The 26,403-nt window shown below is 66.4% G+C and carries 21 protein-coding genes; 10 read left to right on the forward strand and 11 right to left on the reverse strand.

Features of this window, described 5'->3' with window-relative positions:
- A partial coding sequence (locus ACKOED_RS12170; RefSeq protein WP_408916881.1) for a DEAD/DEAH box helicase occupies positions 1-840 on the reverse strand: 840 nt, incomplete at its 3' end.
- Between the two features lie 26 nt (positions 841-866).
- Positions 867-1,502, reverse strand: a complete 636-nt coding sequence (locus ACKOED_RS12175) for a helix-turn-helix transcriptional regulator (protein ID WP_408916861.1) — start codon at positions 1,500-1,502, stop codon at positions 867-869.
- Between the two features lie 103 nt (positions 1,503-1,605).
- Between ACKOED_RS12175 and ACKOED_RS12180 the strand changes: the two genes are divergently transcribed.
- Both ACKOED_RS12180 and ACKOED_RS12185 read left to right on the forward strand, forming a co-directional pair.
- Positions 1,606-1,944, forward strand: coding sequence for a DUF952 domain-containing protein (locus ACKOED_RS12180; RefSeq protein ID WP_408916862.1), 339 nt, complete (start codon positions 1,606-1,608; stop codon positions 1,942-1,944).
- Positions 1,941-3,026, forward strand: a complete 1,086-nt coding sequence (locus ACKOED_RS12185; protein ID WP_408916863.1) for a quinone-dependent dihydroorotate dehydrogenase — start codon at positions 1,941-1,943, stop codon at positions 3,024-3,026. The genes ACKOED_RS12180 and ACKOED_RS12185 overlap by 4 nt, the downstream gene beginning before the upstream one ends.
- Here the strand turns inward: ACKOED_RS12185 and ACKOED_RS12190 are convergent.
- The gene (locus tag ACKOED_RS12190) at positions 3,002-3,736 is read right to left on the reverse strand and encodes a transporter substrate-binding domain-containing protein (protein WP_408916864.1); all 735 of its coding nucleotides are present in this window, start codon (positions 3,734-3,736) and stop codon (positions 3,002-3,004) included. The two genes, ACKOED_RS12185 and ACKOED_RS12190, sit on opposite strands and share 25 nt — an antisense overlap.
- A 197-nt stretch (positions 3,737-3,933) precedes the next feature.
- Here ACKOED_RS12190 and ACKOED_RS12195 point away from each other — a divergent pair, with 197 nt between their 5' ends.
- The gene (locus tag ACKOED_RS12195) at positions 3,934-5,670 is read left to right on the forward strand and encodes a glycosyltransferase family 2 protein (protein ID WP_408916865.1); all 1,737 of its coding nucleotides are present in this window, start codon (positions 3,934-3,936) and stop codon (positions 5,668-5,670) included.
- Here the strand turns inward: ACKOED_RS12195 and ACKOED_RS12200 are convergent.
- Positions 5,612-7,306 (reverse strand): SulP family inorganic anion transporter, encoded by a 1,695-nt coding sequence (locus ACKOED_RS12200; RefSeq protein WP_408916866.1) that lies wholly within the window; start codon positions 7,304-7,306, stop codon positions 5,612-5,614. The two genes, ACKOED_RS12195 and ACKOED_RS12200, sit on opposite strands and share 59 nt — an antisense overlap.
- Positions 7,307-7,330: 24 nt before the next feature.
- Positions 7,331-8,164 (reverse strand): bifunctional allantoicase/(S)-ureidoglycine aminohydrolase, encoded by an 834-nt coding sequence (locus tag ACKOED_RS12205; RefSeq protein ID WP_408916867.1) that lies wholly within the window; start codon positions 8,162-8,164, stop codon positions 7,331-7,333.
- 76 nt (positions 8,165-8,240) lie between these two features.
- Here ACKOED_RS12205 and ACKOED_RS12210 point away from each other — a divergent pair, with 76 nt between their 5' ends.
- Positions 8,241-8,846, forward strand: coding sequence for a LysE/ArgO family amino acid transporter (locus tag ACKOED_RS12210; protein WP_408916868.1), 606 nt, complete (start codon positions 8,241-8,243; stop codon positions 8,844-8,846).
- Between the two features lie 18 nt (positions 8,847-8,864).
- On the opposite strand, the gene ACKOED_RS12215 is transcribed toward ACKOED_RS12210, so the two are convergent.
- Positions 8,865-10,121, reverse strand: a complete 1,257-nt coding sequence (locus ACKOED_RS12215; RefSeq protein WP_408916869.1) for a L,D-transpeptidase family protein — start codon at positions 10,119-10,121, stop codon at positions 8,865-8,867.
- A 144-nt stretch (positions 10,122-10,265) separates the two neighbouring features.
- Positions 10,266-12,314, reverse strand: a complete 2,049-nt coding sequence (locus ACKOED_RS12220) for an NAD(P)-binding protein (RefSeq protein WP_408916870.1) — start codon at positions 12,312-12,314, stop codon at positions 10,266-10,268.
- An 82-nt stretch (positions 12,315-12,396) separates the two neighbouring features.
- Between ACKOED_RS12220 and ACKOED_RS12225 the strand changes: the two genes are divergently transcribed.
- The gene (locus ACKOED_RS12225; protein ID WP_408916871.1) at positions 12,397-13,374 is read left to right on the forward strand and encodes a threonine/serine dehydratase; all 978 of its coding nucleotides are present in this window, start codon (positions 12,397-12,399) and stop codon (positions 13,372-13,374) included.
- A 3-nt stretch (positions 13,375-13,377) separates the two neighbouring features.
- Here ACKOED_RS12225 and ACKOED_RS12230 read toward each other — a convergent pair whose 3' ends face one another.
- On the reverse strand, positions 13,378-13,884 hold the full coding sequence (locus tag ACKOED_RS12230; RefSeq protein ID WP_408916872.1) for a hypothetical protein: 507 nt from the start codon (positions 13,882-13,884) through the stop codon (positions 13,378-13,380).
- Positions 13,885-14,000: 116 nt separating this feature from the next.
- Between ACKOED_RS12230 and ACKOED_RS12235 the strand changes: the two genes are divergently transcribed.
- Positions 14,001-15,176: an MFS transporter gene (locus tag ACKOED_RS12235; protein ID WP_408916873.1), complete on the forward strand. Its 1,176-nt coding sequence runs from the start codon at positions 14,001-14,003 to the stop codon at positions 15,174-15,176.
- On the opposite strand, the gene dgcA is transcribed toward ACKOED_RS12235, so the two are convergent.
- Both dgcA and ACKOED_RS12245 read right to left on the reverse strand, forming a co-directional pair.
- On the reverse strand, positions 15,142-16,122 hold the full coding sequence (gene dgcA / locus ACKOED_RS12240) for an N-acetyl-D-Glu racemase DgcA (RefSeq protein WP_408916874.1): 981 nt from the start codon (positions 16,120-16,122) through the stop codon (positions 15,142-15,144). The two genes, ACKOED_RS12235 and dgcA, sit on opposite strands and share 35 nt — an antisense overlap.
- Positions 16,123-16,139: 17 nt before the next feature.
- Positions 16,140-20,426: a hypothetical protein gene (locus ACKOED_RS12245; protein WP_408916875.1), complete on the reverse strand. Its 4,287-nt coding sequence runs from the start codon at positions 20,424-20,426 to the stop codon at positions 16,140-16,142.
- Between the two features lie 285 nt (positions 20,427-20,711).
- On the opposite strand from ACKOED_RS12245, the gene ACKOED_RS12250 reads away from it, so the two are divergent.
- From ACKOED_RS12250 to ACKOED_RS12260, 3 genes are all read left to right on the forward strand, one after another.
- Entirely contained in the window at positions 20,712-21,083 is a 372-nt protein-coding gene (locus tag ACKOED_RS12250) for an Hpt domain-containing protein (RefSeq protein WP_408916876.1), read from the forward strand.
- A gap of 97 nt (positions 21,084-21,180) precedes the next feature.
- The gene (locus ACKOED_RS12255; protein WP_408916877.1) at positions 21,181-21,501 is read left to right on the forward strand and encodes a 2Fe-2S iron-sulfur cluster-binding protein; all 321 of its coding nucleotides are present in this window, start codon (positions 21,181-21,183) and stop codon (positions 21,499-21,501) included.
- 17 nt (positions 21,502-21,518) lie between these two features.
- On the forward strand, positions 21,519-22,547 hold the full coding sequence (locus ACKOED_RS12260) for an NAD(P)/FAD-dependent oxidoreductase (protein ID WP_408916878.1): 1,029 nt from the start codon (positions 21,519-21,521) through the stop codon (positions 22,545-22,547).
- A 184-nt stretch (positions 22,548-22,731) separates the two neighbouring features.
- Here ACKOED_RS12260 and panC read toward each other — a convergent pair whose 3' ends face one another.
- A complete protein-coding gene (panC, locus tag ACKOED_RS12265; protein ID WP_408916879.1) occupies positions 22,732-23,592 on the reverse strand; it encodes a pantoate--beta-alanine ligase in 861 nt (286 codons plus the stop codon).
- A 92-nt stretch (positions 23,593-23,684) separates the two neighbouring features.
- Here panC and putA point away from each other — a divergent pair, with 92 nt between their 5' ends.
- Positions 23,685-26,402: a bifunctional proline dehydrogenase/L-glutamate gamma-semialdehyde dehydrogenase PutA gene (gene putA, locus ACKOED_RS12270; RefSeq protein ID WP_408916880.1), complete on the forward strand. Its 2,718-nt coding sequence runs from the start codon at positions 23,685-23,687 to the stop codon at positions 26,400-26,402.
- Position 26,403 lies beyond the last annotated feature (1 nt).

A 26,403-nucleotide genomic window follows, 5' to 3' on the forward strand; every position in this document is an offset into this window, starting at 1 on the left:
CCCCGACGCGCTGCGCGCCTGGCTGGTTCCTGCCGGCCACACCCCTGCCCCCGTGGTATTTGGCGCAGCCGGCGCCAAGCCCAACATCCGCATCCTCGCCTTGCGGATCTCGCCATAGATCTCCGGAATGGCATAGAGCGCCGAATGGCCGGACCACGGCACGCGCTCGGCGGAGGCGAGGATGCGGATGTTGGGCTTGGCGCCGGCTGCGCCAAATACCACGGGGGCAGGGGTGTGGCCGGCAGGAACCAGCCAGGCGCGCAGCGCGTCGGGGTCCGCCACCGTAGCCGACAGGCCGATGCGGATTGACTCTGGCGCCAGCGCCCGGACCCGGGTCAGCGCCAGCGACAGCAGCACGCCGCGTTTCGAGGTGGCCAGCGAATGCAGTTCATCGAGGATCACCGTGCGCAAACCTATGAGCAGCTGGCCGGCATGCGGGTCGGCGGCGAGCAGCGATACCTGCTCCGGCGTGGTGATCAGAATGTCCGGCGGCTTGCGCCGCGGGCGCTGGCGGTTTGTATGCGGCGTGTCGCCCGTGCGGGTTTCGATGCTGACAGCCAGCCCCATCTCGGCCACCGGGGCTTCGAGATTGCGGGCGATGTCGACGGCGAGCGCCTTGAGCGGCGAAATGTAAAGCGTGTGAATGCCCTGGCCAGTTCCCCGCGCGGCGATTTCAACGAGGCTCGGCAGGAAGCCGGCCAGCGTCTTGCCGCCGCCGGTGGGTGAAATGAGGAGTACGCTTTCACGCGCCGCGGCGTGCTCGAGCACCGCCAGCTGGTGGGCGCGGGGCGCCCAGCCGCGGGAGGAAAACCACGCGATGAAATCCGGCGGCAGGCTCATCGCGCCGGGCGCATGCGGAGCCAGCGTTACTGGCTGGCCCACATGATGCGGGCGATCCAGTCCACGTCCTTCATGTCCAGCACCTTGGTGGCGTGGTTGGGGTTGAAGGATGCGAGTTCGAGCGCGCGGGCGCTCTGGCGCTGCATGATCTTGGCCATCACCTGGCCGTCGTTGAGCCGCACCACCACGCGGTCTCCTTTGCGCAGCGTGGCGGCCGGAGAGACGATGATGATGTCGCCCTCGCGGTAGATGGGCATCATTGAGTCGCCGGTGATTTCCAGCGCATAGGCATTGGGGTCAGTGACGCCTGGCACGTCGATCTCGTCCCAGCCATTTCCGGCGGGGAAGCCCGAATCGTCGAAGAAGCCGCCCTTGCCGGCCTTGGCGAAGCCCAGCAGCGGGATCTGGCGCAGCTTCGGCGGCTGGCCACGGCGGCCGATCAGCAGGTCGGAGAATTCCTCCATGGAGGCGCCCGACGCCTGCAACAGCCGCGAGATCGACTCCATGGTCGGCCAGCGCGGGCGGCCGTCCGGGCCATTGCGCTTGGACGGGTTGAAGGAGGTCGGGTCGAGCCCGGATTTCTTGGCGAGCCCCGAGGCCGAATAGCCATAACGCTCGGCGATCGTGTCGATCGCGTTCCAGACCTGCTTGTGGGTGAGCATGCGCCGAATCTCCATCTCGCCGGAAAAGTTCTTATTCCTAGGAACCTTTACCTTGATCCGGGCGGATTGTCCAGATGTTCCGGGCGGCCTATGGTCCGGTCCCATGCAGATTGTCTACAAGATTCTCTCCGAGCCGGAATGGCGGATGGCTGTGGCGGCGGGGGTGTTCGCCGGCTCCGCCGCCGACCTGCGGGATGGGTTCATTCACCTGTCGACCGCCCGGCAGCTGCCCGGCACGGCGGCCAAACACTTCGCCGGCCAGACGGACCTGTTGCTGATCGCCTTCAGGGAAGGCGATCTCGCCGGGCTGCGCTGGGAGCCTTCGCGCGGCGGCGATTTGTTTCCACACGTCTATGGCGAAATCCGCCCGCAACTCGCCGTCAGCGTTCAACAGCTACCCTTCGCGAACGGCGCGCATCGTTTTCCCGAAGGCCTGTCATGAGATTGGCGGCTGCCGCCTTTCCGGCGCTGCGGCCGATGCTGCACGCGCTCGATGCCGAGACGGCGCACCGGCTGACCATCGGGGGGCTGGCGCTGCTTCCGGCTTCTTCGGTTCCGCACTCCGATCCGCGGCTGGCGGTCACCGCTTTCGGGCTCCGCTTTCCCAACCCGCTCGGGCTGGCGGCGGGCTTTGACAAGAACGCCGAGGTTCCGGATGCCATGCTGGGCCTCGGCTTCGGCTTCACCGAGATCGGCACGGTGACGCCGCGGCCACAGGCAGGGAACGCCCGCCCGCGGCTTTTCCGCCTCCCGGAAGACCAGGCGGTCATCAACCGCATGGGCTTTAACAATGACGGCCATGCGGCGGCGCTGAAACGTTTGCAGGCGAGGGTGCAGCGCGGCGGCATCGTCGGCGTGAACATCGGCGCCAACAAGGATTCGGCTGACCGGATCGGCGACTATGTGGCGGGCATCGAGGCCTTTGCGCGTATCGCATCCTATTTCACGGTCAACATCTCGTCGCCCAACACGCCGGGCCTCCGGGCGCTGCAATCGCGCGCCGAGCTGGCGCAGTTGCTGGCCCGGCTTAACGCCGCACGGCAGGCGGCGGCGATGAAACCGCCGATGCTGCTCAAGATCGCGCCTGATCTCTCCGGCGAGGAACTCGAGGACATTGCCGCGTGTTGCGCGGAAGGTGCCGTGGACGGCATCATTGTTTCCAACACCACGCTGTCGCGGCCGGGCCTTCGCGCACCGCTGGCGACGGAGCAGGGCGGGCTTTCCGGCGCGCCGCTGCTCGAACTCTCGACTCGCCAGCTGGCGCGGCTGTTTCTGTTGACCGGTGGCCGCATTCCGCTGGTTGGCGCCGGTGGCGTGCATGATGCCGCGTCGGCGCTGCTGAAACTGCGGGCCGGGGCCTGCCTCGTGCAACTCTATTCAGCGCTGGTCTATAGGGGACCCGGCCTGGTGACCGAGATTCTTCACGGCATGGCGGAAGAGCTTGACCGCTCTCGCGGCACGCTGGACGCCATCCGCGGCCGTGATGCGGCGGCACTCGCTCACCACAGTGGCAGCGGCAGATAGGCGCGAATGATGCGGCTGGTGGCCCCTGAGGCCTGCGCCTGGTCGAGGCCATAGTCCAGGGCTTCGCGCAGTCCAGGCCGGTCACGCCGGACAAGAAACACGAGATCGCGGCTGAAATAGTCGAAATCTGAAAAGGCGCCATCGAGAAGGCGGCAACAGCCGGCCGCCGCCTCGCCGGAGAGCCAGTAGATCACTTGCAGGTTATCTCCGAACAGGGCATCGACCGCGCCGTTTTTCAGCGCTTCGCCCGCCGCCGCCAGGCCGTCGAAGGCGATGATGTCGGCCGCGCCGTAATAGGCCTCCAGCCAGCGGGCATGGAGCGTGTCCCTGGCCACGCCGATGCGCGCGCCCGACAGTGATGATGGCGTGGCGCCCTTGCGTTTGCTGCCGCTTGCCACCGCGAACCGGCCCATGATCCTGAAATAGGACCGCGTCACGGCAAGCTGCTGCAAAGCGGTGGCATCAGGCTGCGGGCCGGTGATCGCCACGTCCGCCTCTCCCTTCAGCAGGGCGGGAATGATGTCGCTGAACGGCCGCGCCTCGACCGTGCAATCGAGCGCGGCGCGCTCGCAGGCGGCAATCGCCAGCTCGACGGACAGTCCGGTCGGCGCGCCCGTGCGGGAGACGAAGCTGAAGGGTGGAAAGCCGTCATCAGCGATGAGCCTGACCTTCAGCTTCTCCGGTATCTCGGGTTTCTCCGGTGCCGGCACCGGGCGGAACAGGGGTGGTTCCGGCCCGGCAACGCTTGTCTGATCCGGCCATGCAACTTGAGATATGCATAGGGCGGCCAGCAACACCCCAAGCATAGTGGAAATCTTTACGTTACGTCGCATTCTTATTCTGCAGCGGAGGACAGGTACCCATTTTGTCGCGTCATCATGACCACGGCTTTGGCGAAGCGGCCACGATGCCGCTCAGCATAGACGGCGCGGAGTCGGAAGTCTTGCCGAGAGTCGACCAGACCGCGCTATGCGGCCTGCTCCGCCGTTTGCCGCACAATGAGCTGGACGAGGTCCTGCGCCACAGGATCCTCTGTGCCGTGAAACTGCCTGGCGCCGAATTCCATGTGGCATGCGGCACGCTGGCCTTGAGCCATGCCCGGGCGCGGGGCCTGCGCATCATCGCTTATGCCGAAGCGCCGGACTTTCTGGCGGCCGTCAGAAGCGCCCATGGCCAATTCCTGATTGACCGCGCCGCCCTGGGGCTGATGCGCCATTGGCCGGCCTATTCCGCCAGCCGCCCATTGACCGCGGCGCAAGCGGCGGTCATCGCCGCGCTGGGCGGGTTCGCCTGGTATCTCGCGTTTCAGCTTCCGCCGCAATTCGCGGTAGCGGGGTTTGCCGCCGTAGGAGGCCTGTTCTTCCTTTCGGTCGTGGTGCTGCGCATGATGTGCTTCTTGCCGGCTGCTCCGCGCGAAACCTGGCCCGGAGCAGCAGCAGCCGCCGCCGCGGAGCCTGTTCTGCCCGCCTATTCGGTGCTGGTGCCGCTGTTCCGCGAGACCAGGGTTCTGCCGCAGCTGACCGGCGCGCTGGCTTCGCTCCGCTATCCGGCCGAACGGCTCGATATCAAGCTGATCATCGAGGACAATGATCTGCCGATGCGGCGTGCGGTGGCGGCTTTGAAGCTGGACAGCCGTTTTGAGGTGATCGTGGTTCCGGCCGGCAAGCCGCGGACCAAGCCGCGCGCCCTCAACTACGCCTTGCCGTTCTGCCGCGGCGCCCTGCTCACCGTTTACGATGCGGAAGATATTCCTGATCCGGACCAGCTGCTGAAAGCGGCCCGCAGCTTCGCGCGCCTGCCGCCCGAAGTCGCCTGCCTGCAAGCCCAGCTCACGTTTTACAATCCGGACGAAAACTGGCTGGCCCGGCAGTTCGCGGCCGAATATGCGGTGCTGTTCGGCCTGCTTCTGCCGGCGCTGGACAGCCACCATCTGCCGCTGCCGCTTGGCGGCACGTCAAATCATTTCCGTATTGAGGTTCTGCGCGCCATTGGCGGTTGGGACCCGTTCAACGTGACTGAAGACGCCGATCTGGGCCTGAGGCTGGCGCGCCTTGGCTATAAGGCGGCGATACTGGACAGCTTCACCCACGAGGAGGCCAACACCCGCCCCGGCAACTGGCTGGCGCAACGGTCACGCTGGCTGAAAGGGTTTCTGCTGACCTGGCTCGTTCACATGCGCGCCCCGGTCAAGCTTCGGCGGCAGCTGGGGCTGCGCGGCTTCTGGATTATGCAGGCGCTCACCCTGGGCGTCTTTGTCTCGGCATTGCTTTATCCGTCGGGCTTGGTGCTTGTCCTGGCCTTTTACGGGTCAGGGGGCATGCTGCGGCAGAACGCCAGCGTGGCGTTGAACTGTCTGCTCGGCGTGAATCTGGTGGCGTTCATCGCCGGGCACGCCAGCGCTATCCTGTTGATGCGCCGGGGAGCGCGCAGCCATGGCCTTCGCTGTTCGTGGATTGCGGTCGCCACCGTGCCGCTCTACTGGTGCCTGATGAGCGCCGCGGCGTGGCTGGCCCTGTGGCAATTCGCAACGCAGCCGTTTCACTGGAACAAGACCGAGCATGGGCTTTCAAGGCAGCCGGCGGCGGTCAGGGCGCTGCCGGACGCCAGGAGTTCAGCGCATCTTCGAGACTCGCTGCGAAGCTGACACCCGGCGGCTTCACCCCATGCTTGGCCAGCGCGCGCGTAATCTCGGCGCTCGCCCCGCTCACATAGAGCCTCACACCGCTGCGCTCGGCCTTGCGGGCCAGGCCCTCCATCACATGCGCGCCCGTCGAATCAAGGAACGGCACGGCTGAGAAATCGATGATCAGCGCCTTGTGGCTGTCCTGGATGCGGTCCAGCACCGAGCCGATGGACGCCGCCGCGCCGAAAAAGAATGCGCCGGTGATGCGGTAGACGACGACTTCCGGGTTGGCGGCCAGCGCCTCGTCATGGGAATCGCGTGGCTGGTCCCTGTCCGGCATGTCCTCGGCCACAAAAGGCGTATGGGTCTCGACCGCCGTGGCCTTCGACATGCGGTAGATGAACAACACCGAGCCCAGCGCGAAACCGACGATGATCGCCTCGGTGAGATCGCGGAAGATGGTCAACAGGAAGGTGACGGCCAGCACCGCGACATCGCCCCAGCCCGAGCGCAGCAGCACGGCGACCGCCGGTTTCTCCACCATGTTCCAGGCGACGATGGCCAGAACCCCCGCCAGCGCGGCAAGCGGAATGAACGCCGCAAGCGGTGCTGCCACCGCCATGAACAGCAGGATGAACACCGCATGCAGCATGCCGGAGACCGGCCCGTGCGCGCCGGCCCGCACATTGGTGGCGGTGCGCGCGATGGTGCCGGTCACGCAGAAGCCGCCGAACAGCGCCGAGCCGATGTTGGCCGCACCCTGCGCCACCAGCTCGCAGTTGGAGCGGTGGCGGCGGCCGGTCATGCCATCGGCCACCACGGCGGAGAGCAGCGATTCGATGGCGCCGAGCAGGGTGAAGGAAAAGGCGGTGGGCAAGACGTCCACGATCTTGGCGAAGGACAGCGCGGGCAGGGCTGGCATCGGCAGCGTGTGGGGAATGCCGCCGAAGCGCGACCCGATGGTGGCGACCGGCAGGCCCAGGGCCGCGGCGGTCAGCGAAGCCAGCGCCACGGCGATCAGCATGCCCGGCCAGTGCGGGCGCAGCAGCCTGAGCGCCACGATCAGTCCCGCCGTACCGAGCGCGAGCGCGACCGCAGCGGGTGTCAGGCTGGGCAGTGCTGCCCACAATACGGGGATCTTTTCAAGCAGAGCTCCTGGTTCGGGCCCTGGCAGGCTCAGGCCCAGCAGTTCCTTGATCTGGCTGGCGAAGATGATGACCGCTATGCCGGCGGTGAAGCCTACCGTCACCGGAAACGGAATGAACTTGATGAAGGTGCCGAGCCGCAGAAAGCCGATTGCCGCCAGCATGAAGCCGGAGAGGAATGTTGCAAGGATCACACCGTCCATGCCGTGCTGGGCGGCGGCCGCCGAGACCAACACGATGAAGGCGCCGGCCGGCCCGCCGATCTGGAAGCGCGAGCCGCCGAGCATCGACACGATGAAGCCGCCAACCGCGGCCGTGTAAAGCCCCTGGGCGGGCGTGGCGCCCGATGCGATGGCAATCGCCATGGACAGGGGCAGGGCGACGATGGCGACCGTCAATCCCGCCACCGCATCCTGCCGCAGGTTGCGCAGCGTGTAGCCCTCGCGCAGCACCGTGACGAGCTTCGGCGTGAAGAGGCCGGCGAAGGAGGGGCTTGCGGGTTTGCTTGCCATGGCGGAGAGCAGAGAGCGCCGGGCTCAGCGCGCGAACGGGCTCTTCAGCTTCATGTGGCGGTTCACGTCCTTGTAGAGCAGGTAGCGGAAGCGCCCGGGCCCGCCGGCATAGCAGGCCTGCGGGCAGAAGGCGCGCAGCCACATGAAATCGCCCGCTTCCACCTCCACCCAATCATTGTTGAGGCGGTAGACAGCCTTTCCTTCGAGCACATAGAGGCCGTGCTCCATGACATGAGTCTCGGCGAAGGGAATGACGGCGCCCGGCTCGAAGGTGACGATGTTGACATGCATGTCATGGCGGATGTCGTTCGGGTCCGCGAAGCGGGTGGTGGCCCATCTCCCCTCCGTGCCCGGCATGGCAACGGGCTTCACCGCCGCATCCGACGTGACGAAGCCATCGGGAAGGCCGATCCCGTCCACGCGCTCATAGGCCTTGCGCACCCAGTGGAAGCTGACCGGCGCCGCGCTTTCGTTCTGGAGCGTCCAGCGCGCGCCGGGCGGCAGATAGGCGTAGCCGCCGGCCTTCATGGCATGGCGCACACCATCGAGCGTGAGAGTCATTTCTCCGGCAACCACGAACAGGACGCCCTCGGCATCGGGCTCCGGCTCCGGCTTGTCGCTGCCGCCGCCGGGCGCCACTTCCATAATGTATTGCGAGAAGGTTTCGGCGAAGCCTGAAAGCGGCCTTGCGATCACCCAGGCGCGCGTATTGTCCCAGAACGGCAGGAGGCTCGTCACGATGTCGCGCATCACCCCCCTCGGGATCACCGCATAGGCCTCGGTGAACACGGCGCGGCCGGTGAGGAGATCGGTCTGTGGCGGGTGGCCGCCTGCGGGGGCGTGGTAGCTGCGGGTCATCGTCTCGTCCTTCCCAGGCGGGAAGGCTTAGAACCCTTGACCGGATGCCGCAAGATGCGTGAGTTTGACTCCCGCAATGTGGACTGCGCTTTTCCTTGGGTTTTTCACCGGCCTTAGCCTCATCGTCGCGATTGGCGCTCAGAATGCTTTCGTGCTGAGACAGGGGCTGCGCCGTGAACATGTCGGGTTGGTCGTTGCCATATGCGCCTTGTCGGACGCCTTTCTCATCATGGCCGGCGTGGTCTTTCTCGCCGCCTTGCTGCCGCTTGTTCCATGGCTCGCGGTTGCCATGCGCTGGGTGGGAGCGGGGTTCCTGATCGTCTATGGCGCGCTCCGCTTTCACGCGGCCTGGCAGGGCGGAGAACGGCTGTTGCCTGCGGGACAGACGAGTGTTTCGGCCTGGCGTGTGGCGGCGATCTGCCTTCTGCTCACATGGGCCAACCCCCATGTCTACCTCGATACCGTCATCCTCCTGGGATCGATCTCCGCGCAATACGCGCCGCATAGCCTGGTTTTCGGAACCGGAGCCGCGATCGCGTCCCTCGCGTTCTTCTCCGCGCTTGGCTTCGGCGCGCGGCTGCTTGCTCCGGTCTTCGCCAGTGCCAGAGCGTGGGTCATGCTGGAAGTCCTCGTGGGCCTCACGATGTGGGCGATTGCGGCCGTTCTGATCCTCGGAAGGTGAGCCCCCCAAAGGGCGCGCTCAAAACGTGCTGGTTTCCGGCTGGCCCATGATGAAGCCCGTGCCATCGAGATTGTAGACGTCGGGGCGGAAATTCACCCGTCCGTCCTCGGTGGACCAGGCGGTGAGATACATCCAGCGCACGTCCGGGCCATTCTCGATCGCCTGGTCGAACTGATCCGTCGAGGTGATGAGCCGCTCATAGCTCAGCGGATCGAGCGGTGCCGCCGTGCGGTCCAGGATCCACCTCACCACGGTCTGCACCTCGTCGATGCGCACACAGCCCGAACTCTCGAAGCGCACATTGCGGCCGAACAGTTCGCGGTGCGGAGTGTCGTGCATGAACACCATGTAGTCGTTCGGGAAATTGATCTTCACCGAACCCAGCGAATTATGCGGCCCCGGCTCCTGGCGGAAGAAGTAGCGCTCGGGATCGGTTATCGTCCAGTCGATGAGGGTTGGGTCGATCTCCGGCCCGTCGACGCTGTCGAACACACGGATGTGGTTGACCTTCAGATAGCTGGGGTCCTCGAGGTATTTCGGCACGATATCGCGCGCGATGATCGAGGCCGGGATCTTCCAGTAGGGATTGAAATTGATGTCGCTCACCTTGCTGGCCAGCGCCGGGGAGGGCCTTTCCAGCTTGCCAGCCACAATGTTGTGGCGCGAATAGACACGGCCATACTCGACGGTTTCGAGCTGGGCGGCGGGAATGTTGACGAGGATCGACAGGTCGCCGAGCCCGGCGGCATAGAACTTCACGCGCGGCAGGTTCTCGCGCAGGCTTTCAAGCCGGACGTCGGCCGGCACATTGAGCTGGGCCAGCGTCTTCTCGGCCACGATGCCGGAGGGAATCACCCCGTGATTGACCTGGAAGGCCTTCACCGCCTCGACCATTTCATCGTCATAGCGGCTGGCGTTCTCGCCCTGCAACGAATCGAAGGGCAGATAGTTCTCCTTCATAAGGCGCTGGCGCAGCGCCAGCACCGCCTCGCCGTGCGAGCCTTTCTTGAGTGTTACTTCCTCGAGCTCTTCCCAGCCGCCACCCCAGACGATCTCCTCATACATGGCGATCGCGCCCATCATGGCCTCGACCGAGCCCGCGCTCAGCATCGGCGCCTGGTTTTGGCCGGCGACGATTTCCGTCTGGGTGGCGAGCTTGCTGTTTGCCTTTTCGGCCGGTGGCTTGGCAGGAGCGCGCTCCTGCTCCGGCAGCGGGCCGGTGATGACCGCATCTTCGGCAAATGCGGTGGATCCCAAAGCGAGGGTGCTCGCCATGGCCAGAAGGCTGCGATTGAAGGCACGGCGCGATAACACGGTCATCCCCCTGGAAGGCGCTGTCATTGCTCGGGCTTGGTAAACCATCCCTTAATTATGTAAAGTCTAACGCCGGGCTGCGACAGGAATGAGGCAGCTTCTGGGTCAGCTTAAGGCCGTAACCTCGCGGCGGAACGGAAGCTCCAGGAAGTCGCGCGGCGGCAGGCCGAATTCCTCGGCAAAACGCCTGCCTGCGTGCACGGCCGCGGCGATTGTTCCTGGGCCGAAACAGTCGCCGGCGCGGCTGGTTGCGACACCTTGCTGCACCAGCGCCCGCCACAGCCCGTCGTCGGGCTGGCGGCTTGTAACCAGCACCGCGGCGCCGGCCGCGAGCGCCGTTTCGGCGCCGCTGAACACACAGCTGAGCGTGACATGGTCCGGGAAGAGCCCGGCGACGGCCTGGTTGGCAATGATCTTCACCCCCAGCTTCAGCAGGCGCGCCTGGATCGCCTTCTGCTCGAGCGAGGCCTTGGTATAGGCGGAGGCGACGGCGGCGGGGGTGACCAGCGTTACCTGGTAGTCCTCCTTCACCAGGAGCTCGGCCAGCACGCCGCCCATGTAGTAGTGATCATCGTCGAACAGCACGACATCGCGCGCGCCGGGCCGTTTTCCGGCCATCAGATCGTCCGGCGTCAGCACGTCGCAGGCCGCGGCGAACGCAATGGGCGCCGTGAAATAGCGTCCTGTCAGTTGACGCAGCCAGGTGGCCCCGGTGGTCACCAGAATGTGGTCTGCGCCGGTTTCGACGGCTGTTTCGGCGCTCATGTCGCTTTCGAGATAGAGCGAGACATTGGGCAGCTTGCGCAGTTGCAGCAGCCGCCAGTCACGCACCCGCGCCCAGGCGGAAAGGCCGGGCAGGCGGCTTTCGCGGCTGACGCGGCCGCCGGGTTCGGAGGCCTTGTCGGCGATGGTCACGCGGTAGCCGCGCTGGCCGAGCGCACGGCCCGCTTCCAGGCCCGCCGGCCCGGCGCCGATGATCAGCACATGCCCGTCAGCCTCGCGCGGGCGGATGGTTTCCGGGTGCCAGCCGCGCCGCCATTCCTCGCCCATGGCCGGGTTCTGGGTGCAGCGGAGCGGCGTCATGGTGTAGTCATGGGTGACGCAGACATTGCAGCCGATGCATTCGCGGATGTCGTCAAGGCGGCCTTCCTCGATCTTGCGCGGCAGGAAGGGATCGGCGATCGATGGCCGCGCGGCGCCGATCATGTCCATGATGCCCTGGCGAATGACCCGCACCATGGTGTCAGGTGACGTATAGCGGCCCACGCCCACCACCGGCTTCGAGGTGAGCTTCTTGACGCCCCTGATATGGGGTTCCTGGAAGCCTTCCTCGGCAAACCGTGAGGTCTGCGAATCCTTTGACCAGTCGGAAAGCGACAGGTCCCACAGGTCAGGCAGCTCGGCCATCATGGCGATGGCGTCCTCGACTTCCGCCGGTTCGAGCCCGGCCGCACCCTGGAACTCATGCATGGCGATGCGCACCGGCACCGCGCAACTGCCGCCCACGGCGTCCTTGGTGTCCTCGATCACCTCGCGCAGCAGCCGCGCCCGGTTGGCGAGCGAGCCGCCATATTCATCGGTGCGGAAATTGGTGGCCCGCGACAGGAAATGCTGAAAAATGCCAAGCCCGTGCCCGGCATAGACATAGATCAGGTCGAAGCCCGCCTCCCGCGCCCGCAGCGCCGCCTTGCGGTGGGCGCGGCGCAGGTTGCGGATGTCCTCCTTGTCCATGCCGCGCGCCTGCACCGGATCGTTGAAGTAGCTTGCGGTGGGCATGGGGCTCGCGGCGATCGGCACCTCGCGGGTCCACAGATTGTTGGCGGTGTAGCCGGAGTGGCAGAGTTCGATGCCCGCGAGCCCGCCATGCGCGTGAATGCTGCCGGCGATGCGGGCCAGCATGGGAATGTCCTGGTCGCTCCACAGGCGGAGTTCAACATAGGGCGCCACATCCGCCGTGTGGTGGATCTCCACCATCTCGGTGCACACCACCGCCCAGCCGCCTTCCGCCTTCATGCCGCGCATGGCGGCCAGCGCCGAGGCATCGCGATAGCCCATGCCGTTGCAATGCGGCACCTGGTAGAAACGGTTGCGCGCCACCAGCGGGCCGATGCGGACGGGCTCGAACAGAATGTCGTAGCGGGGATCGCGGGTCATATGCGGTTCCTGATTTTCCGGGATCGAGTGTAGCAAAACCCGGCCGGGCTCGGCTATGCTGCAAAGCCGCAACGGAGGATCGATGCAGCCGGCATTCACGGATATCGTCAGCGCGGCGGCGCGGCTCGATGGCTTTGCCGTCAGGACGCCGGTGATCGAGTCGCCCAGGCTCAACGCGCTTGCCGGCGGCCGGGTGCTGGTCAAGGCGGAATGCCTGCAGCGCACCGGCTCCTTCAAGTTTCGTGGCGCCTGGAACCTGATCTCGCAGCTTGACCCCGCCGCCACGCCGGGGGGCGTCGTGGCCTATTCTTCCGGCAACCATGCCCAGGGAGTCGCGGCGGCGGCGCAGCTCAAGGGCCTCAGGGCGCTGATCGTGATGCCCGCCGACACGCCCCGCATCAAGCAGGACAACACCAGGGCGCTGGGCGCCGAGATCGTCACCTATGACCGCGCCACCCAGTCGCGGGAGGAGATCGCCGCGCATCATATGCGGGCGCGCGGCGCCGTGCTGGTGCCGCCCTTCGAGCACCCGGACATCATCGCCGGACAGGGAACCGCGGGCCTTGAACTGGCGGACCAGGCGGCAGCAATGGGCGTCAGGCTTGATGATGTGCTCGTCTGCTGCTCGGGCGGCGGGCTTACCGCCGGTATCGCGCTGGCCATGGCGGAGCGATCGCCGGGCACGGTGGTGCATACGGTGGAGCCCGAAGGTTTTGACGATTATGCCCGTTCGCTCGCCGCCGGCAGCATCACGCGCAACCCCAGCCCGACGGGCTCGATCTGCGATGCGCTGCTCTCGCCCTCGCCCGGCGAGATGACCTTTGCCATCAACCGCCGCCTGCTGGGTCCCGGTCTGGTGGTGAGCGATGCCGAGGCCGCGGCTGCGGTGCGCTTTGCCTTCGAGAACCTTAAGCTGGTGCTGGAGCCGGGCGGCGCCGTGGCGCTGGCCGCGGTGCTGTCGGGCAAGATCGCGGTGAGGGGCAGGGCGGTCGGGGTGATCGCCTCGGGCGGCAATTGTGATGCGGAACTCTACACCCGCATCCTCACGTCAGCTATCTGAGTTTCACGAGGCTTCGGCCAGGTCCCCGGCCAACGGCACGTCCAGCCGCTCGCCGGGCTTGTGGCGGATGATCACGATGCGGCTCTTGCGCGCCGCCTCGCGCTCCGCTTCCATCTCCTGCGCGATATCGGCAAGACGGCTCACGCCGGCCCGCGGCGGCGGTTCGAACAGCGCTTCGTCGTCCCGGAAATATGACATGTGCCGGGGCAGCATCTGAGCGACGTTGCCGCCGAAAAATGGCTCTTCATCCTCTGTCCCGGGCGCGGCGGCAAGCGCCCCTGCAAGCCGTTCCATCAGCGCATCGTGGTTGGCCGCCAGGGCGGCCTCGAGGCGCTGGATGCCGGCCAATAGTCCGGCGGTTTCGCGAGCCCTGAGCCGGCTGGCATATTGATCGAGAAACCAGCGGCCACGGGCGGTTTCCAGCACCGCCTGTTCGATCGCCTCGAAGTCCTCTGGCTCAAGCCCGGCCGCAGCATGCCGGGAATTCCGCGATAATCCGCTCGTCGCCATACGCCAACGCTCCACACACCATCCGTGCAACGGCCCCGCGCCAGGCGCGGGGCGGCTCCGCTCTTATCATCGTGGCGAGAAGTGAATGATTGGTTTAGATGGGGCCGGGCCGGGTCATGCCATCGCGTCACTTCACCTTCAGGCTGTCGCTGTTCAATGCCGTGCTGTTCCTCGGCAGCGGCATCCTGCTGCCGTTCCTGCCGCTGTGGCTTAAGGACCGCGGCCTTCCCGACACGCAAGTAACGCTGGTGGTGGGGCTGATGATGGCGATACGCATCATCGGCATCCCGGCCGGCACCTTCGTCGCCGATCTTACCAGGCGGCGGCGGACGGTGATCGTCTTCTGCGCCTTCGGATCGACGCTCTGCTACCTGCTGATGGCGGCGATGACCGGGTTCTGGCCGATCCTGATCTGCGGCATGCTGGCCGCCGCGCTGATGGCGCCGCTGGTGCCGCTGTCCGAGGTGCTGGCCATCGAGGGCAGCGCCCATTACGGCATCGATTATGGCCGTATCAGGCTGTGGGCCTCGCTCAGCTTTCTGGCTGGAAGCCTTGGAGCGGGCCTGCTGCTCGAACTCATCCCGGTGAGCTTCGTGATCCTGCTGGTTGCCGCCGCCCAGGGCATGGGCGCGCTGGCAACCCTGCTGCTGCCGCGCGACGAGGCGCTGCCAGCGGCACCCGCCCAGCCCGTGCATGTGGCGGCCGTGATGGCCACGGTTGGCAGCGTCAGCGTCGTGGTCTTCCTGCTGGCCGCCGGGCTCGGCCAGGCAAGCCATGGTTTTCTCTATGCCGTCGGGTCTCTCTATTTCGTGGATCTTGGCTATTCGAAGTCCGTGATCGGACTGCTGTGGGCGGCGAGCGTCCTCGCAGAGGTTCTGATGTTCGCCTTTTCAAACCGCTTCTACCGGGCCTTGGGGTCGGTGCGCCTGATCATGCTGGGCACGGCGCTGGCGGCGCTGCGCTGGACAGCCACCGGCCTGGCGCCGCCGCTTGCGGCGCTGTTCCTGATCCAGACCCTGCATGCGGCATCCTTCGGCCTCACGCATCTCGGCACCATGCATTTCATCCGCGAGCGGGTGCCGGGCCACATCCGCAACACCGTGCAGGGGCTTTACTCCGTGCTGTCCGGCGGGGTGCTGCTCTCCGGCGCCATGTGGATATCAGGACCGCTCTATGTGCATCTCGGCGGAGCGGCGTGGTTCGTGATGGCGGCGGGTGCCGCGCTTGCCTCGGCGCTGGCAGTGGTGCTGTGGCGGATCAGCCCCAGAGCGCCGGCGGCGGCGGATACATGAGGCTGCCATCATAGCGGATCGGCGGCGTGCGATCGCTGGCGAGCAAGAGCGGGCCGTCGAGGTCGATGACATCAGCCAGCGGGGCGAGCAGCATGGCGGGCGCCATGGCGAGCGAGGTGGCCAGCATGCAGCCGATCATGACCTTGAGCTGGCGTTGCCGCGCTGCCCGCGCCAGGGCGATGGCGGGCGTCAGGCCGCCCGTCTTGTCGAGCTTGATGTTGATGGCGTCATATTTCCCGGCCAGCGCATCAAGCGTATCGAGGCCATGGGCGGATTCATCGGCGCAGACCGGAACCGGCCGCAAGGCGCCGCGCAGCGCCTCATCGTCATCCGCCGGAAGCGGCTGTTCAACCAGTTCCACGCCCACGGCGGCACAGGCTGCGAGCATGGCTTCGAGATTGTCCGGCCGCCAGCCTTCATTGGCATCGACGATCAGACGGCTCGTGGGCGCGTTGCGCCGCACCTGGGCGAGCCGCTCCTCATCGCCCGCGCGCCCCAGCTTCAGCTTGAGCAGCGGCCGGTGCGCGGCCTTTGCCGCTGCCTCGCCCATGGCGGCGGGCGTATTGAGGCTCAGCGTGTAGGCGGTGACGGCGGGAACCGGCCGGGGCAGCTCCGCGAGCTGCCAGACCGCTGTTCCGGCCTGTTTCGCCGCAAGGTCCCACAGGGCGCAGTCGAGCGCGTTGCGGGCGGCATGCGGCGCAACGGCGGAAGCGATCTCCTCGCGCGCGAGGCCCGCCTCGACAGCCACCCGCGCGCCCTCAAGCGCCGCAATCACCTGCGGCACGCTCTCGCCATAGCGCGGGTAGGGCACGCATTCGCCATGGCCCTGATGCGCGCCATCCGTGATGGTGACCCTCACGACATGCGCCTCGCTCTTGCTGCCGCGCGCGATGGTGAAGCTGCCGGCCACCGGCCAGCGTTCCTCGGCTATCGACAGGCGCCGCATGCCGACCCCTGGATGGCCTAGCCCCGCGGCGGCGTGTCCCGCCGGTTGCGGTTGATCGACAGGCCCGGACCGCTGATGTCCAGCGTGCCCGCCTGCCGCTTCACGACCTCGGCGAGCGCGCTCAGCGCACTGATCTGGTCAGCCACCACGCGGCGCATGGCATCGGCGTTGGTACGGGTCTCTTCCGGCAAATCGGTGAGCGAACGCATGAGCTGGCCGCGCGCCGCGTCGATGTCCTTCACCACCTGCTGGGCGGTCAACCGCATGTCATGCGCCGTCTGCTGGAAGTCCGTGGCGGTTGCCGACAGCATTTCGTTCATTGCCGCCATGGCGCGCTCATGCTGGTCGCGCAGCATGCGCGCGGCCTGGTCGATCTGGCCCGAGGAGGCCGCTTCCAGCCGCTCGATTTCTGTTTCGAGGTTGCGGGCGGCGATGCCCGATTGCTCGGCGATGATCCGGCCGATCTCGCGGGCTCTCTGCTCCGATTCGGCAAGCGAGTTTTCGATCGCGCTCATGTAACTGCTGATCACCGCGCCGATTTCGCCGGATTGCCGGCTGGCTTCGGTGAGAAGGGCTTCCACCGCCTGCCGCCGCCCGGCGAGCAGGCGTTCCATGTCTCCGTCCACCTTTTCAACCGCGCGTTCCATCGAGAAGGTCGTGTCCTCAAGGCGCTCGGCCATGCGGAGGCTGGTGGTCTCGATCCGGTTCACCAGGTCCTTCGAAACGAGCCCGAGGCGCTCGTCCATGACGCTGGCGGCCGCCGCGAGTTGCTCCGTGAGGAACGCGTTGACCGTCTCCATGTGCTTCGCGAATTTGCGGTTGGCGTCGTCAAGCCTGGTAGCGGTGTTGACCGCCACCTGCTCGAGCTCCCGGCTGGCGAGTTCAATACGGTTCGACAGCTGGTTCGAGTCCTGCTGCATCAGGCGGGTGATCTGCGTGGTGGTTTCATTCAGGCCGCCGCTGAAGGCTTCGGCGGCCTTGCCGAGATCGTTCAGTATCGCGGTGGACGCCTGATCGATCACCGTTGCGAAGCGTTCGCCGGTGCCGTCAAGCTTGCCCGAGAGATCGGTTGTCACGCGGTCGAGCATAGACGTGGAGGCGTCGAAGCGGCGGCTCAGATCTTCCGCCGTCTGGCTGATGCGCGCCAGCATCGAGGTGCCGGCGCTGTCGAGCTGAGACGTCACCTGGTCGGAGGCCAGCTGCAGCCGCTGCGCCATGCGCTGGTGCACGTCGCTTACCTGGGTGGTGACGCGCAACGCGGTGTCCGCGAAACCGCCGGTCATTTCCGCGGCGGTCTTGTCGATCTGATCGGCCATCATCTTGGCGTTGGCGGAGAACAGCTTCGAAAGCTGCCCGGAGGTCTGCTCCAGCTGGCCGGTGAGCTTGCCGGTGTTGGAGGTGAAAATCTCCGAGAGATTCGAATAGGTGTCCTCGAGCCGCTGCGTGAGCGTTTCGGTGGCGTTTCCGAACAAGGCCGACATGTCGTTCGCCGCCTGGTCGAGCCTGCCGCCGACCCGCTCCGAGGTCTGGTCCATCAGCTCGCCGAGGCGCCGCGATGAGGAGTCGAGCTGCCCGGTCAGTTCGCCGGTGACCGAGGCCACCTTGCCAATCGCCTCCGATGTGGTGCTGCTGACATAGTCGGTGATGCGCTGCGCCGTCTGCTCGATCTGGCCGGCCATCGCGTTCGCGGTGTTGTCGAGCTTGCTGTAGAGTTGCAGCGTCGTGTCTTCCAGCTTGCGGGTGACGTCCTCTGAGGACGTGACGATCATCGCCAGCAGCGCCTCGCGCGCCTGGCCCACATTGTGCACGAAGCTCTCGGAAACCGAGATCAGCTTGTCGGTAACGAGCCCGCCCGAGCTTTCGATGCGCTCGGCCAGCGCGATCCCTGAATCGGCCATCTCGCGATTGACGATTCCCGCCGTCTCCTTCAGATGCGCGGCGATGGTGCCGCTGGTCGAGGTAAGGAGGCCGTTCATTTCATCCGACACCGTGTTGATCCGGCCGACCACGCCGGCCGCGGTCTCGTCCATCACATCCTGCAGTGTGCGCCGCGCCAGATCGAGCGAACCCGTGGCGGAGCTGACGCTGGTCTCGATCTGCCCGTAGAGCCGTTCGCTGGCCGTGTCGATTCGGCGCTCCATGTCGCCGGCAGCGCCGCTGATCGTCTGCTGGAACAGGCGGCTTGTTTCATCGAGCTGGGCGCTGGCGCTGGCCATGGCGCGCGCCACCTGGTCTTGCAGGAGCGTTCCCGACGTGTCGAGCCGGTTCTCGACGCCGCTGGCGATCTGTTCGGCCAGCGCATGGAACAGGGCGGAGGCCTCGTCGATGCGGGCGCGGGTATTGGCGACCGCCGTTGAGATCACCGAATTGAAGGATTGTTCACTCATGCCGATACGCTCTTCGACCGCCGCCGCGGTCTGGTCGATCAGCGACCGGAAGGCGTCCGCGGTGGCGTCCAGGCGCTGGTTGGCGTCGGCAAGAGCCCCCGAGATCACATCGCTGGCCCGCCCGATGGTCATCTCGACCTGCGCCGCGGTATCGGTCACCCGCTGCGCGGACTCGAGGTTCTGCTGATCGAGCGCCGCCAGCACCTGCTGCGCGGTCTCGCCGACCTGGGCGGTGACGGTGGCGGTGCGGTCCTCGATGATGTCGAGAAGACGCTGGGAGGTCTCCTCGACCCGGCCGGTGACGAGGCTCGCCTGCTCGTCGAGGCGCGCGAAGACGGCGCCTGCCGAATCGTCGAGCTGGTTGATCAGGCGCTCCGTACTGGCGCCGATTTCGCCGGTGAGGCGGCCCGCCGTCTCTTCCAGGCGGCCAGACATGCCGCTGCCCAATGTGTTCATTTCCGAAAGCAGCGTCTGGGAGGTTTCATCAAGGCTGCCGATGAACTGGCTGCCGGCCGCGTTGAGGCGGCCCGCCACCCGGTCCGAGGCATCGTCGATGGCCGCCGCGACGCCGGCCGCCGATTGATCGAGATAGGTGATGAGCTCGGCGCGCGACTGGGCGACGCGCTCGATGTATTCGCTGGCCACGGTTTGCAGCCCCTGGGTGACCAGGTTGCGGCTGTGCTCGATCATCTGCGCGGTGTCGCCGCTGGCGCGTTCGAGGCTGCCGGTGATGTCCTCCGCCACCGACCGCAGATGGAAGGTGATGTTGCCGCCGGAAGCCTGCACCAGGTCGGCAAGCTCGTTCACCTGCTGGCGGATCTGGTCGGTGGCGGTGACGCCAGAACGTTCGACGCTGCGGGCGATATCGTCATGGGTGGTGGTCAGCGCATCGACCGTGTTGCGCACCAGCTGCGACATGTTCGCTTCCATGTCCTGTACATGGCGGCTGAAATCGACAGACTCTGCGTTGAGTTCCGTGGCGGCTGACTTGATCTGATCGAGCTGGGTAGCCAGCTGGCGCGAGAATTCCCCGAGCTGGGTCAGCATCTGGCTGCCCACGTCCTCCATCTGTGAGGTCTGAACCGTCATTTCCGAGCCGGTGGCCGCGGCCCGTTCGGTCATCTCGTCGAGCGCCCGCATGATGTTGCCGGAGACGTCGCGGAGGCCGGTCTCCAGGCGGCCAAGCGTTTCCTGCGCGGCGGACATGATGCCGTCGAGGTTACGCGTGCTGCTTTCCAGCCGGGTGACCAGCGGGTTGGTATCATTGCTGATCAGCAGAGACGCCTGCTGCAGCGCCGAACGCTGGTTTTCGATGCCGGCCACCAGGGTGCGGATGCGCTCTTCGTTGCTGCCGAACGCCCGCTCGATCGAAGAGATTTCCTTGTGGACGATTTCCTCCAGCACCGCGGCGCGCTGCACCGCATGTTCGACGCCGTCGACCAGCAAATCGACTTCGGAGCGCACCGCCTGGGCGATGGTGCTGAGCCCCTCGGTCGCAACGTCCTGCGGCCGGATCAGCCGCATGGCGGACTGGTAGAGGGCTTCGGAAACCTGGCGCATGTCGGCGGCCCGCCACAGCAGATACGCGGTGGCCCAGACGATGGCCACTGGAACCATCAGCAGGGCGATGGCCTCCAGCGCCCCGGCGGGCGCCGTCTGCGGCCCGAAGGCGCCCGAATGGGCGAAGAACCAGGCGCCCGACCACAGCGCCGTGATGATGATCGAGACCAGGCCATAGGGCATGAATGAGGGCCGGCGGCGCAGCTTGGCCAGCAGCATGGCGGTCGCCGGGTCATTTTCGTTGGCAAGGCGGCCTCTGGCGGGGGCTCCGTCGGCCGAAAGCCGGGGGGCTTCGCGTCTTGGCGCTTCGGCCTCTGACTGGCGGCGTTCGCGGCGCGTCACGGTGGTATTGGCCATGTTGTCTGGTCCCCGCACGTTCACTTGACCCGCGGCTGGCGATGCCGCAAAACTCATCCCGCCCCATCCGGGATGCGATCCCGGGACGAAGCTTCGCAATTTTTACCATAGCCCATTGGCATGGCAGGCGAAACCCGGCTTGAGGCGCCCGCCTCAAAATCTTAACTATTGGTTAAAATGCGATGCTCTATTGTCACCTCCGGCGCAAGCGCCCGTTAACCCGGCTGGCCTAGCCAGTGACGGTTTGGCGTTTTGCCTCTCGCTGCCAGCAACCAGGTGCCAGCCATGGCCGACCCCCAGCTTGCCTCAGAAGCCACCACGGCAGTGGATTTCGACGGCGCGCATCTGGATCATATCACCATGCAAGATCAATCACTTGCATTAGAGGTGCTGGGTCTCTTCCTGGGCCAGCTGCCGCTCACCCTGGCGCGGCTGGCAGCGGCCGGCACGGCCGCTGACTGGCAATTCACCGCGCATGGTCTTAAGGGGTCTGCGGCGGCGGTCGGCGCCCGAAGGCTCAGCGCACTGGCGGCCGGGCTGGAGGAAGCCGGGTTTCCCGAAAGCCCGCAGCGGCGGGAGAAAGAGTTGCAGTCTCTGCAGGCGGCGGCTGCCGGTTTCCGTCTGGCGGTCCGCGAGGCCTTTCCCACGCTCGGCTGAGCAGCCTCTCCGCCGCGGCGGCGGCGCAGTTGTGTTTCGGAAAGCCATCCCCTAGAAGGCCGGTCGATCAAACGAACGCGTGGTAAACGGTACAGAAATGGCGAAAATCACTTTCATCCAGAACAGCGGCGCTGAGCAGACGGTCGACGGCCTTCCCGGCATGTCGGTGATGGAGGCGGCGGTCAAGAACATGGTGCCGGGCATCGACGCCGATTGCGGCGGCGCCTGCGCCTGCGCCACCTGCCATGTCTATGTCGAGCCGGAATGGGTGGAAAAGGTGGGCTCCCGCAACCCGATGGAAGAGGACATGCTGGACTTCGCCTTCGATGTCCGGGACAATTCCCGCCTGTCCTGCCAGATCAAGATCTCCGACGCGCTCGACGGCCTGCGCGTGAAGGTTCCCGAAAAGCAGTTCTGAGAAGGGAAGGGCGCGCCATGTCCGATATCATCACCACGGATGCGGTCATCATCGGTGCCGGCCCCTGCGGCCTGTTCGCGGTGTTTGAACTGGGCCTGCTCGACATCAAGTGCCATGTGATCGACATTCTTGACCGGCCCGGCGGCCAATGCGCCGAACTCTATCCGGAAAAGCCGATCTACGACATTCCGGCACTGCCGGTGGTGACGGGTGCGGAGCTCACCTCGCGGCTGATGGAGCAGATCAAGCCCTTCAACCCCACTTTCCACTTCAATCACATGGTCACCGCCGTGCGGAAGCTGGGCGACGCCGGCTTCGAGCTCGAAACCGATGGCGGCCTCAGATTCCACGCCAGGGTGGTGGTGATCGCGGCGGGCGGCGGCTCCTTCCAGCCCAAGAAACCGCCGATCCCGGGCATTGATGCCTATGAGGGTACGTCGGTGTTCTATTCGGTGAAGCGCATGGAGGCGTTGCGCGGCAAGGACGTGCTCATCGTCGGCGGCGGCGACTCGGCGCTCGACTGGACGCTGAACCTGCAGCCCATCGCCAGGAGCCTCACCCTGCTGCACCGCCGGGACGATTTCCGCGCCGCACCCGATTCCGTGCGCAAGATGCGCGAGCTGGTGGCGGATGGAAAAATGGATTTCCGGCTCGGCCAGGTCACCGCGCTCCGCGGCGACAACGGCGTTCTCTCGGCGGCGGTGGTGAAGGGAAATGACGGGCAGAACTTCGAGATCGCCTGCAACGCCATGCTGCCGTTCTTCGGCCTGACGATGAAGCTGGGGCCGGTCGCCGAGTGGGGCCTCAACCTTCACGAGAACCTGATCCCCGTCGATACCGAGAAATTCGAAACCTCGGTCGAAGGCATCTTCGCCATCGGCGACATCAACACTTATCCGGGCAAGCTGAAGCTGATCCTCTCGGGCTTCCATGAGGCGGCGCTGATGGCGCAGAAGGTGTTCAAACTGAAGAACCCGGGCGAGCGGCTGATGTTCCAGTACACCACCTCGAGTTCGAGCCTGCAGAAGAAGCTGGGCGTGTCCTGACACCGGCGCATCGCTGCCGCAACGCCCAGAGCGGCAGCCCGTTATTTGTAGCGATCTCAAGCCATATCCTGCTCATCATGTCCGGACTTGATGCGGGCGTCCGCTTTCCGCCGCCGTGAAGAGGATTGCCCGGTCAAGCGGGGCGATGATGAGAGTTTTGTTTGCAACACCTGCGTTCAATTGATCACCGGCTGCTCTGCACCGCAATATTGTCAATGAGACGCGTCTTGCCGGCCCAGGCGGCGGCGAGCAAGCGGAGCGGTTCGTCTTTCCCGCGCGGCGGAGCCAGCGTCCCGGCATTGCGCGCCGCCACGTAATCGACCTTGAAGCCAGAGGCCGTGAGGCTGCGGGCGGCGGCGCGGGCTGCGCCCTGCGGCGTCTGTCCGGCGCGGATCGCGTCCGCCGCGCGCGAAAGGCTGGCGTAGATCGCCAGCGCCTGGCGGCGCTCGGCCGCCGAGAGATAGACATTGCGCGAGGACTTGGCGAGGCCATCGGCCTCGCGCACCGTTGGCACGCCGATCACCCGGATGGGAATGTCGAGGTCGCGCACCATGCGGGTGACGACCATCAGCTGCTGGTAGTCCTTCTCGCCGAACATCGCGACGTCAGCGCCGGTCTGCAGGAACAGCTTGGCGACCACCGTGGCGACACCGGCGAAGAAATGCGGGCGGAACCTGTCCTCAAGCCCTGCCTTGGCCGGCCCCGTGAGCGACACGGTGGTGGAAAAGCCTTGTGGATAGACCTCCTCCGGAGCGGGCATGAACACCACATCGGCGCCCGCCGCCCCAAGCTTTGCCACATCGCCGGGCTCGTCGCGGGGGTATTTGGCGAGGTCTTCATGGGCGGCGAATTGCTTCGGGTTCACGAACACCGTGGCGATCACCCGGCTGGCGTGTTGGCGGCCCTGGCGCACCAGTTCCTGGTGGCCTTCATGGATCGCCCCCATGGTCGGCACGACGGCATAGGCGAGGCCCGCCTTGCGCCAGTCCGCGGTGTGGCGGCGCAGGGCTTCGACGTTGCGGATGATGGCGGGGTTCCCGGTCATGTTCAGAGAAGCGCTCTTAACATGGGCGTTTTTTGGCGGGAAGCCTGGCTCGTTTTGTGGCACAGAGGAGCCATCCGAGGAGGTGAGCCGCCATGTCCGCCCTGCCGAGCCGTTCCGCCATCGCCGCCATGCTGTTCGCCGACGAGGCCGCCACGGTGCGGGCGCTCTCGGCCGAGGCGGCGCTGACGCCGGAAGACCAGCGGCGGGTGGCGGAGCTTGCCCGCCAGCTGGTGGCCGCGGTGCGCGCCGGGCGGCGCCAGCAGGGCGGCATCGACGCCTTCATGCAGGAATATTCGCTCTCTTCCGAGGAGGGCGTGGTGCTGATGTGCCTCGCCGAGGCCTTGCTGCGCATCCCCGATGCCGGCACCGCCGACCGGCTGATCGCCGACAAGCTGGGCGGCAAGGACTGGGAGCGCCATCTGGGCCAGTCGGGCTCGCTGTTCGTCAACGCCTCCGCCTGGGGCCTGATGCTGACCGGGCGCTTCGTCGATCTGGGCCGCATCGCTGGAAGCGACGCGCCGTCCTATCTGCGCCGGCTGGTGACGCGCTCGGGCGAACCCATCGTGCGCAACGCCATGAAGCAGGCAATGCGCATCATGGGCAAGCAGTTCGTCCTTGGACGGACGATCGGCGAGGCGCTGGCGGTAGCCGCTCCCCTCGAGGCGGAGGGCTATCGCTTTTCCTATGACATGCTGGGCGAGGCCGCCTTCACCGGCGCCGACGCGGAACGCTATTTCGAGTCCTACCGGAACGCGCTGGCCAGTGTGGGCCGCAACAGCAAGGGGGCGGACGTGTTCGCCCGCGCCTCGATCTCGGTGAAGCTTTCGGCGCTGCATCCGCGCTATGAGGAAAAGCAGGAAGCCCGGGTGATGGCGGAACTTCTGCCGCGCGTCGCCAGCCTCGCGGCGGAGGCCCGCGCGCTGGACGTTGGCCTCACCGTCGACGCCGAGGAGGTGAACCGGCTGGACCTCTCGCTCGAACTGTTCGGAAGCCTGTGCCAGGACCCGCGGCTTCAGGGCTGGAACGGGCTGGGGCTTGCCGTGCAGGCCTATTCCAAGCGCGCGAGGCCAGTGCTGCAGTGGCTGGCAGGGGTGGCTGGCGCCACGGGCCGCGTCATTCCGGTCAGGCTGGTCAAGGGCGCCTATTGGGACACCGAGATCAAGCGCGCCCAGGAGCAGGGCTTCGCGGGCTATCCGCTGTTCACCCGCAAGGTCTCGACCGATGTGAGCTATCTCGCCTGCGCGCGTTATCTGCTGTCGCGGCGCGATGTGTTTTATCCGCAATTCGCCACTCACAACGCCCATACGCTGGCCGCCGTGTCGGTGCTCGCGGGCAATGACCGGCGCTTCGAGTTCCAGCGCCTGCATGGCATGGGCCAGGCGCTCTATGAGCAGGTGGTGGGCAAGGACCGCATGAACCAGCCCTGCCGCATCTATGCGCCGGTGGGAAGCCATGAGGACCTGCTGGCCTATCTGGTGCGCCGCCTGCTCGAGAACGGCGCCAACACCTCGTTCGTCAACCGCCTGGCGGATGATGAAGCGCCGATCGCCGAGATCATCGCGGACCCGGTGATGGAGGTTGCGAAGCTCGCCGCCATTCCGCATCCGAAAATCCCGCTGCCGCGGGACATCTTCCCGGGCCGCGTCAACTCGCAAGGCCTGCCGCTGTGGGATGACGGGGCGCGCGGCAAGCTCGTTGCCGGGATTGCCGAAGCGCTGCGGCAGCCGGTTGCCGCGCATGCGCTGGTTGATGGCAAAGCATGGGAGGATGGGCCGTTGCGGCGCATCGAAAGCCCGGCGGACCGTTCGCTGCGGGTGGGCGAGGTTCGGGACGCGAGCGAGGCCGCCGCGGCGAAAGCCATGGAGGTGGCGGCCGCCGCACAACCGGCGTGGGACGAGACCGGCGGTCCGGCGCGCGCCGCGCTCCTCGAGAAAGCCGCCGATCTCTATGAGGCCGCAACGCCGAAACTGGCGGCACTGCTGGTGCGCGAGGCGGGCAAGACCCTCGACAACGCCATCGCCGACATCCGCGAAGCCGTCGATTTCCTGCGCTACTATGCGGTTGGCGCCCGCCATCAGTTCAGTGCTCCCATGCCGCTTGCAGGCCCCACCGGCGAACGTAACGAGATATCGCTCCATGGCCGCGGCGTTTTCGTCTGCATCAGCCCATGGAACTTTCCGCTGGCGATCTTCACCGGCCAGGTGGCGGCGGCGCTGGCGGCGGGCAACAGCGTGGTGGCGAAACCCGCCGAGCAGACGCCGCTTGTGGCCTTCGCGGCGGTGAAGCTGCTGCATGAGGCGGGCATTCCGCCCGCCGCGCTCAATCTGCTGCCGGGTGACGGGGCGCGGCTGGGCAAGCTGCTGCTGGCACATCCTGCTTTGGCGGGGGTGGCCTTCCCCGGCTCCAATGAAACCGCGGCCATCATCAACCGGGCGCTGGCGGCACGGACCGGCGCCATTCCGGCGCTGATCGCCGAGACCGGTGGGATGAACGCGATGATCGTCGATTCCTCGGCGCTTCCCGAACAGGCGGTGCGCGATGCGCTGGCCTCGGCCTTTGACAGCGCCGGCCAGCGCTGCTCGGCGGCGCGCATCCTGTTCGTGCAGGAGGACGTGGCGGACCGGGTGATCGAAATGCTGAAAGGCGCGATGGCCGAGCTCGCCATCGGCGATCCCCTGGATTCCGCCCCCGACTTAGGCCCGGTCATCGTTGTGGAGGCGCGGGCGGGGCTGGAAGCGCACAAGGTGCGGTTGCGCGCCGAAGCTAAAACCATTTGCGAACTGGCATTGCCCGCGCCTCCTAATCGATGAC

Source organism: Aestuariivirga sp. (genome assembly GCF_046093005.1).
Taxonomy (GTDB): Bacteria; Pseudomonadota; Alphaproteobacteria; order Rhizobiales; family Aestuariivirgaceae; genus Aestuariivirga.

Excerpts from the sequence above, each read along its gene's own strand:
- ACKOED_RS12260 (WP_408916878.1), top strand. The coding sequence starts at position 21,519 with ATGTCCGATATCATCACCACGGATGCGGTCATCATCGGTGCCGGCCCC.
- ACKOED_RS12185 (WP_408916863.1), top strand. The coding sequence starts at position 1,941 with ATGAGATTGGCGGCTGCCGCCTTTCCGGCGCTGCGGCCGATGCTGCAC.
- dgcA (WP_408916874.1), bottom strand. The coding sequence starts at position 16,122 with ATGCGGCGCCTGTCGATAGCCGAGGAACGCTGGCCGGTGGCCGGCAGC.
- putA (WP_408916880.1), top strand. The coding sequence starts at position 23,685 with ATGTCCGCCCTGCCGAGCCGTTCCGCCATCGCCGCCATGCTGTTCGCC.
- ACKOED_RS12200 (WP_408916866.1), bottom strand. The coding sequence starts at position 7,306 with ATGGCAAGCAAACCCGCAAGCCCCTCCTTCGCCGGCCTCTTCACGCCG.
- ACKOED_RS12245 (WP_408916875.1), bottom strand. The coding sequence starts at position 20,426 with ATGGCCAATACCACCGTGACGCGCCGCGAACGCCGCCAGTCAGAGGCC.
- ACKOED_RS12195 (WP_408916865.1), top strand. The coding sequence starts at position 3,934 with ATGCCGCTCAGCATAGACGGCGCGGAGTCGGAAGTCTTGCCGAGAGTC.
- ACKOED_RS12250 (WP_408916876.1), top strand. The coding sequence starts at position 20,712 with ATGGCCGACCCCCAGCTTGCCTCAGAAGCCACCACGGCAGTGGATTTC.
- ACKOED_RS12210 (WP_408916868.1), top strand. The coding sequence starts at position 8,241 with ATGTGGACTGCGCTTTTCCTTGGGTTTTTCACCGGCCTTAGCCTCATC.
- panC (WP_408916879.1), bottom strand. The coding sequence starts at position 23,592 with ATGACCGGGAACCCCGCCATCATCCGCAACGTCGAAGCCCTGCGCCGC.
- ACKOED_RS12215 (WP_408916869.1), bottom strand. The coding sequence starts at position 10,121 with ATGGCGAGCACCCTCGCTTTGGGATCCACCGCATTTGCCGAAGATGCG.
- ACKOED_RS12205 (WP_408916867.1), bottom strand. The coding sequence starts at position 8,164 with ATGACCCGCAGCTACCACGCCCCCGCAGGCGGCCACCCGCCACAGACC.
- ACKOED_RS12235 (WP_408916873.1), top strand. The coding sequence starts at position 14,001 with ATGCCATCGCGTCACTTCACCTTCAGGCTGTCGCTGTTCAATGCCGTG.
- ACKOED_RS12180 (WP_408916862.1), top strand. The coding sequence starts at position 1,606 with ATGCAGATTGTCTACAAGATTCTCTCCGAGCCGGAATGGCGGATGGCT.
- ACKOED_RS12230 (WP_408916872.1), bottom strand. The coding sequence starts at position 13,884 with ATGGCGACGAGCGGATTATCGCGGAATTCCCGGCATGCTGCGGCCGGG.
- ACKOED_RS12175 (WP_408916861.1), bottom strand. The coding sequence starts at position 1,502 with ATGCTCACCCACAAGCAGGTCTGGAACGCGATCGACACGATCGCCGAG.
- ACKOED_RS12220 (WP_408916870.1), bottom strand. The coding sequence starts at position 12,314 with ATGACCCGCGATCCCCGCTACGACATTCTGTTCGAGCCCGTCCGCATC.
- ACKOED_RS12225 (WP_408916871.1), top strand. The coding sequence starts at position 12,397 with ATGCAGCCGGCATTCACGGATATCGTCAGCGCGGCGGCGCGGCTCGAT.
- ACKOED_RS12255 (WP_408916877.1), top strand. The coding sequence starts at position 21,181 with ATGGCGAAAATCACTTTCATCCAGAACAGCGGCGCTGAGCAGACGGTC.